The sequence below is a fragment of the Acinetobacter sp. VT 511 genome (genome assembly GCF_001077515.1).
In the GTDB taxonomy this organism is placed as follows: Bacteria; Pseudomonadota; Gammaproteobacteria; order Pseudomonadales; family Moraxellaceae; genus Acinetobacter; species Acinetobacter schindleri.
On the sequence record NZ_LFRE01000115.1, the window covers coordinates 1 to 5,726 of the forward strand.

10 protein-coding genes and 2 pseudogenes are annotated in these 5,726 nt (G+C 50.0%); 9 read left to right on the top strand and 3 right to left on the bottom strand.

Going from position 1 to position 5,726, the window contains the following annotated elements; translation table 11 throughout:
• The 6 genes from ACS72_RS19935 to ACS72_RS19960 all read left to right on the top strand — a co-directional run.
• A partial coding sequence (locus ACS72_RS19935; RefSeq protein ID WP_048882689.1) for an AMP-binding protein occupies positions 1-498 on the top strand: 498 nt, incomplete at its 5' end.
• Positions 499-503: 5 nt separating this feature from the next.
• Entirely contained in the window at positions 504-662 is a 159-nt protein-coding gene (locus ACS72_RS19940; protein WP_212771722.1) for a hypothetical protein, read from the top strand.
• Between the two features lie 69 nt (positions 663-731).
• A complete protein-coding gene (locus tag ACS72_RS19945) occupies positions 732-1,361 on the top strand; it encodes an ATP phosphoribosyltransferase regulatory subunit (RefSeq protein ID WP_053215409.1) in 630 nt (209 codons plus the stop codon).
• Complete coding sequence (locus ACS72_RS19950; RefSeq protein WP_048882690.1) at positions 1,358-1,735, top strand: TonB-dependent receptor; 378 nt, start codon at positions 1,358-1,360, stop codon at positions 1,733-1,735. The genes ACS72_RS19945 and ACS72_RS19950 overlap by 4 nt, the downstream gene beginning before the upstream one ends.
• A 148-nt stretch (positions 1,736-1,883) precedes the next feature.
• On the top strand, positions 1,884-2,165 hold the full coding sequence (locus ACS72_RS19955) for a nucleoside deaminase (protein WP_212771723.1): 282 nt from the start codon (positions 1,884-1,886) through the stop codon (positions 2,163-2,165).
• Positions 2,149-2,592 carry a hypothetical protein gene (locus tag ACS72_RS19960; RefSeq protein WP_048882691.1) on the top strand — a complete coding sequence of 148 codons (444 nt, stop codon included), beginning with the start codon at positions 2,149-2,151 and terminating at the stop codon, positions 2,590-2,592. The genes ACS72_RS19955 and ACS72_RS19960 overlap by 17 nt, the downstream gene beginning before the upstream one ends.
• Here ACS72_RS19960 and ACS72_RS19965 read toward each other — a convergent pair.
• A pseudogene (locus ACS72_RS19965) lies at positions 2,549-2,935 on the bottom strand (hypothetical protein). The gene ACS72_RS19960 and the pseudogene ACS72_RS19965 overlap by 44 nt on opposite strands.
• Before the next feature lie 39 nt (positions 2,936-2,974).
• Here ACS72_RS19965 and ACS72_RS19970 point away from each other — a divergent pair.
• Positions 2,975-3,193, top strand: coding sequence for a hypothetical protein (locus ACS72_RS19970; protein WP_212771724.1), 219 nt, complete (start codon positions 2,975-2,977; stop codon positions 3,191-3,193).
• Between the two features lie 197 nt (positions 3,194-3,390).
• Here ACS72_RS19970 and ACS72_RS19975 read toward each other — a convergent pair whose 3' ends face one another.
• Positions 3,391-3,771, bottom strand: a complete 381-nt coding sequence (locus tag ACS72_RS19975) for a response regulator transcription factor (protein WP_283936058.1) — start codon at positions 3,769-3,771, stop codon at positions 3,391-3,393.
• Between ACS72_RS19975 and ACS72_RS19980 the strand changes: the two are divergent.
• A pseudogene (locus ACS72_RS19980) lies at positions 3,771-4,148 on the top strand (MobA/MobL family protein); the annotation flags it as partial. The gene ACS72_RS19975 and the pseudogene ACS72_RS19980 sit on opposite strands and share 1 nt — an antisense overlap.
• On the opposite strand, the gene ACS72_RS19985 reads toward ACS72_RS19980, so the two are convergent.
• Entirely contained in the window at positions 4,129-4,266 is a 138-nt protein-coding gene (locus tag ACS72_RS19985) for a hypothetical protein (RefSeq protein WP_171249881.1), read from the bottom strand. The pseudogene ACS72_RS19980 and the gene ACS72_RS19985 sit on opposite strands and share 20 nt — an antisense overlap.
• Before the next feature lie 262 nt (positions 4,267-4,528).
• On the opposite strand from ACS72_RS19985, the gene ACS72_RS19990 reads away from it, so the two are divergent.
• Positions 4,529-5,726, top strand: a 1,198-nt coding sequence (locus ACS72_RS19990) for a molybdopterin cofactor-binding domain-containing protein (protein ID WP_212771725.1), incomplete at its 3' end; no start/stop codon positions are given.

Consider the following 5,726-nt stretch of genomic DNA (forward strand, 5'->3'; position numbering starts at 1 on the left):
GCAAAGATCGCTGAGCTGGACTTGCTGACGGAAGAGGAAAAAGAACAAATTCTCGGCGCGTTTAACCCGGCGCAGCCGGAAGCGGCTCCGGCGGCCGCGTTCCACCGACTGTTCGAGGAACAGGCGGAACGTACACCGGAAGCGGAAGCCGTTGTCTACGAGAACGTTCGGCTGACGTATGCGGAGCTGAACGTACGGGCGAACGGCTTAGCGGCCACGCTACGCGCAAGTGGAATCGGCCGGGAGGAGATTGTTGGCATTCTCGCCGAGCGCTCGGTGGACCTGCTGGTGGCCGTGCTGGCCGTCTGGAAAGCAGGCGGGGCATATGTACCGCTTGACCCGGATTATCCGGCTGACCGCGTGCGGTTTATGCTTGAAGACAGCGGAGCGAAGGTGCTGCTGACACAAACCTTCCGGTGTTGTCACTGGAGTTGTGGCTCACGATGGTTAACAAAAATCAGGCGCTTCCCGTCACCCTGGGCATTGTTCTCGCGATAACGGGTATGTTCTCACTCAGTATCTCACCGAGCTTTCCGCTCGCTTGGGCACAGATGGCCTGGAATGGGCCTAATCCATACCTGTATGCAGGCATGGGGGCAGGTCTAGGGTTATTAATCCTGTTGCTGGGTATGGTGCATTTTAGCCGGAAGGATGTGGCCTGATATGAGCTTTGCGACAACGTACTTCCGAATCTTGTCCGCTGAACGATTGAAAATGAGCAAATCGCCCATATGGCTCCTGATTCTGCTGAGTCCACTCATTGCGCTGCTCATCGGACTGTTGTCCACGCCATCGGGCAATTGGCAGGTATTGATGACCACGATGGTTTTCCTGCACGGATTGTTATTGTTACCGATGCTGACTGGTGTGTTTACGGCCGCTACCGTGAGTTTTACCAATGCGATGCAGATGTTGTAGGAAGCAAAAGTTTATTGAATGAAGTGGAATTAGTAAATATTTATGCCACTGTTTTTAATAAATTAGGAATTGATGTTGAAATAAAAATTAACAGCAGAAAAATTTTAGCGGCCTTAGCAGAATTATGCGGCGGCAGTGATAAAATGGTTGATATAACTGTTGCTATTGATAAGTTGGATAAGATTGGTATTGATAAAGTAAAGGAAGAATTAACTCAAAGAGGTTTGCAACAAAATCAAATTACAAACATTGAACAATACTTACAAATTGGCGGAACTAATGAAGAAAAATTAGTTGCTATAAAAACTTTATTCGCCAATGTTGAAACAGGCAAACAAGGCATTGAAGAAATTGAATATGTATTGAAAACCCCGCGATCAACACCGAGTTCAACGGCAACTACGCCGACAGCTTCACCGACGACAAGATCACCGGCACCGTGAAGCTCGCCTACAAGCTTTCGAACAAGCTGCTGATCTATGGAAGCTATGATCACGGCTACAAGTCGGGCGGCTATAACCTCGACCAGGCGACCTTCGACTCGGTGCTGCTCGGGGGCAACGGCCCGCAGGGCCGTGACCTGCGCTTCGGCGCGGAGACCAACGACGCATTCGAGATCGGCACCAAGTTCAGCCCGAACCGTGCTTTCTCGCTGAACATCGCCGCCTTCTACATGAACTTCTACAACCTGCAGTCGCTGGTGTTTTCGGGCAACAATTTCGTCGTCGGTGCAGGCAACAGAGCGGCAATACGTTTATCATTTCACATGACGGTACGATATCGAACTACAGGATATTACTCGGAGAAAAAGAGTTAACCAAAAGTGATTTTCTGGGTGAAGCCGGGCAGTACACAATCCGAAACGTTTAACGATTAAAGGTGATTCCGTCAATCTCTTCTATTACACATTGCACAAGGAGTCTGTTTTGTAGGTGGTCTATAACTGTACTTAGGGGGACTTTCAAATGAAGTTATCGGATTATGAATATTTAACTTTGGCTCTGGAAGAAGCAGAACAATCACTTATTGAAGGAACGTATCCGATTGGTGCGATAATCGTGGATGTGGATGGGATTGTCGTGAGTAAAGGCAGGAACCGAGTTTTCTCGGATTGCGACCCCACCGCACATGCTGAGGTGGATGCCATTCGTCGGGCAGGAAAACATTTGCTGGATGTAGAGAAGAAGAAATTCTCGAAGAAGAAAGACTTGACGCTTTATACTACCTGTGATGTCGCTGGATTATAAAACAACCGAACTGACTGTTGATTATAAGGACTATGAAGATACGTTAACTGTGGAGGGTCTGCTGGCTAGAGCAGAAGTAATCAGACCATTTTTGACAGAAAGGAATTTCGAATCCAATATAGATGCGCGATTTAACAAGATTCCTTTACGTGTAGCAGACAAAGAGAAGGCTCTGCTGCATCCTGAAAATATACAAACCAAGATCAAAGATAGCAAGAGTGACTGGATTCTTGTGGAATACACGCTCGATTTGAAATTTACGGATAAGGATGGCAAAGAGTTCAAGTCCATTCCGTTATCGGGTGATATCACCTTTTTGCAGGATCAGGGAGAATGGCGCATTCAGGATGACACGTACAACATGAAGCCCTTCACAGAAATCATCAATAATTCTCGGGACTGCCGAACAGATCCAGGCTTCCGGTGACATCGAGAAACTGTTCATCAATACTATAGGGTTCCACCAGATCGGTGTAAGACTGAAGGATACGCGTAATATGAAGGGATACCCGAATCTACTCGGCCATCCGGGGGCGAACAACAACAACATCTGGACATTTGGCGAGCGCTTCGCCCAGTCGTTCTGCTGTCGTAATTCCATAGGACTTGGCGAGTGGACAGGCCGCAAGAATAATACCCGAACGGCGCGCCGGATCTCCCGCGACTACGAGGGGGCGGTCCTTGTATTCGGGATGTGCAGACTTCTCCACACTGGCATAGAATGACTGGCAGTCTGCCAGCATGATGACACGTCTGTCTTGGCGGGGCATAAGACTTCTCTCCTTATTCGTGATGCTAAGCTCTTATGCGTGGCTGCTGATCCGAAGTTGCAGGAGGACCCGATCAATAAGGCGTTCCTGGAACAGTTCAATAACTCAACACCGATGCCTTCGCTTCCTGCCATGGACAGCGTATGGGGACCAATCACTTCGGCCATTACGGATATATGGGATACCGATAAGGACGTGAAGGCATCGCTGGACAATGCCGTGAAACAGATCCAGGAAAGCCTTGCAACCGTCCAATAAGAACGAACGACGAATTCGAAGATTTGCATAAGAGCTGCATAAATTGAACTTCATATTTACACCAAAACGGAGAGGACAGAAGGAAGCTGAAGAAGTAAAACGTGCGCCTTTATCACCGGATTTTCCCATTTGGAAAAGGGATCAAAAAATCTGGGGATAACAGCGATCGGAAGCTTGTTCTGTTCCAGAAACTAAAACTACTTCGGTACTTCCAGTTTATAACCCACACCCCACACCGTCGTAATCATGGCCGCCGATTCAGGCGATACCTTGTTAAGTTTCTCGCGAAGACGCTTCACGTGCGTATCCACGGTACGAAGATCGCCAAAGAATTCGTAATTCCATACATCTTTGAGCAATTCTTCTCTGGAGAAAACTTTGTCGGGAGATGTTGCCAGGTAGTGCAGCAATTCATATTCTTTTGGTGTAAGACTAATCTCTTCGCCACCAGCGGTTACCCGGTGGGCATCATGTTCAATAACCAGATGCGGGAACACGATGTTGTTACTCGAATTGCTCTCCTTGGAGAGATAAGCTGTCGCGGAAGCTCGACGCAAAATCGCTTTGACTCGATAAATCACTTGAACCCAGAAAAGGCGGTAATAGTAAAAACCACCACGCCCATTTCATGCTCACCTCCCGAAAGGCAGAACTGAACACAGATAATAAACTCACCCTCACCACCAAAACCGATATTGAACTCAGCAACGCCAAACGAAAAAGCCTTGGTATGGGTACAACCTAAGAAGATAATAAGCAAATTCGAGAAACATGGGCAGACTTAGCCAACAAGGCATTGGAACGTGCAGGCTACCGAGAAAAAATAGACCACCGCCGCTATGCCGATCAAAATAATGGACTACAAGCAACCATCCCCGAAGGCAGCAAAGTCCCCCAATTTCGCAGACAAGGCATAGACCCTGAAATCAGCCGTTTCAATGACAATGTGAAACAACCTGACGACAGGTCTGCAAGCTTCTGCTGACCGTCATGGCATTGCACTGACGATCAACCGGATTCGTGGTGCGTTCTCCACCCATTTCTGTAATCATCCGGTTACGAATTATGATCATGCTCAAGACACGGATGGAGAGCTGTTCGCTTCCTTTTTCCGTCACATGCTGAACCGCGGCATTAACCTGGCTCCATCCAAATATGAGGCTTGGTTCCTGACCACGGCTCATACAGACGAGGATGTTCAGGCTACATTATAAGCCGCAGAAGCTTCCTTCAAAGCGATGGCTCAGGAATAAATTAGATTATTTCAATTCACAATGTAGCGTACAAGCTGCATCGTTGATAGATAGCAACTCATGGAAAACGCGTCCAACAAATATGGACAAAGGCTTTGCCGATGCCGATGTGATCATTGAGCGAACCTATAACTCAACGCAAGCGCAGCAGTGCCCGACTGAAACACATATCTGCTTTACCCGGATGGACGGCGATCGTCTGGTTATCCACGCCTCCACCCAGGTACCATGGCACTTACGCCGCCAGGTCGCGCGCCTCGTGGGCATGAAACAGCATAAAGTTCATGTCATTAAAGAGCGAGTTGGCGGCGGTTTTGGTTCCAAACAGGACATCCTGCTGGAAGAAGTGTGCGCCTGGGCAACCTGCGTGACCGGGCGTCCGGTACTGTTCCGCTACACCCGTGAAGAAGAGTTTATTGCTAACACCTCTCGTCACGTCGCGAAAGTCACCGTCAAACTGGGAGCGAAAAAAGATGGTCGCCTGACGCTGGGCATCCTGGGCGCCTATGTCGTCGGTTATGCCTTCTCCGACTCCTGGCGCACGATGTTCCTGTTCGGCGCGCTGCCCGGCGTCGCCTTGTTCGTCGGCATGTTCGTCCTGCCGGATACGCCGCGCTGGCTGGCGATGAGGGGACGGTCCGAGGAGGCCGGCGCGGCGATCGCCCGCATCCGCGCGGTTGCGCCCGGCAGTCCGCTCGTCACGGCCGAACTGGCGGAGATCGCCCGGATCGCCAGGGATGACCGGAACAAGGGAAGCTGGTCCGATCTGTTCGGACCGATGGTCCGGCCGGCCCTGGTCGTCGGCATCGGATTGTTCCTGTTGCAGCAGCTGAGCGGCATCAACGCCGTGATCTACTACGCCCCCGTCGTCTTCAAGGAAGCCGGCTTCGGCTGGCGCTTCCGCTCCTTCACGCTCACAGGGTCACTGGACCCACAGGTGGACATCAGGGACAACTCCCCGATTGAAGCGACTCGTCCGGTGATCTATTTCATGAATCACAGCTCCTGGTGGGATGGTCTGCTGCTCTATCATGCGGCCAGGCAGACATCGCGGGGTGATCATTATGTGATGATGGAGGAGCAACAGCTTCAGCAGTATGCTTTTTTTCGTAAATTGGGTGCGTATTCGATCAATAAGGAGAGTGCGTCCGGTATTCGGACCTCTCTACAGTACACCAGTGAATTATTGGATTCAGGTAAAAGGGTCTGGATTTTTCCCCAAGGAGAAATTCTGCATCAGGAGGCCAGACCAATTCAGTTCCGTCCAGGCATCGGATTGT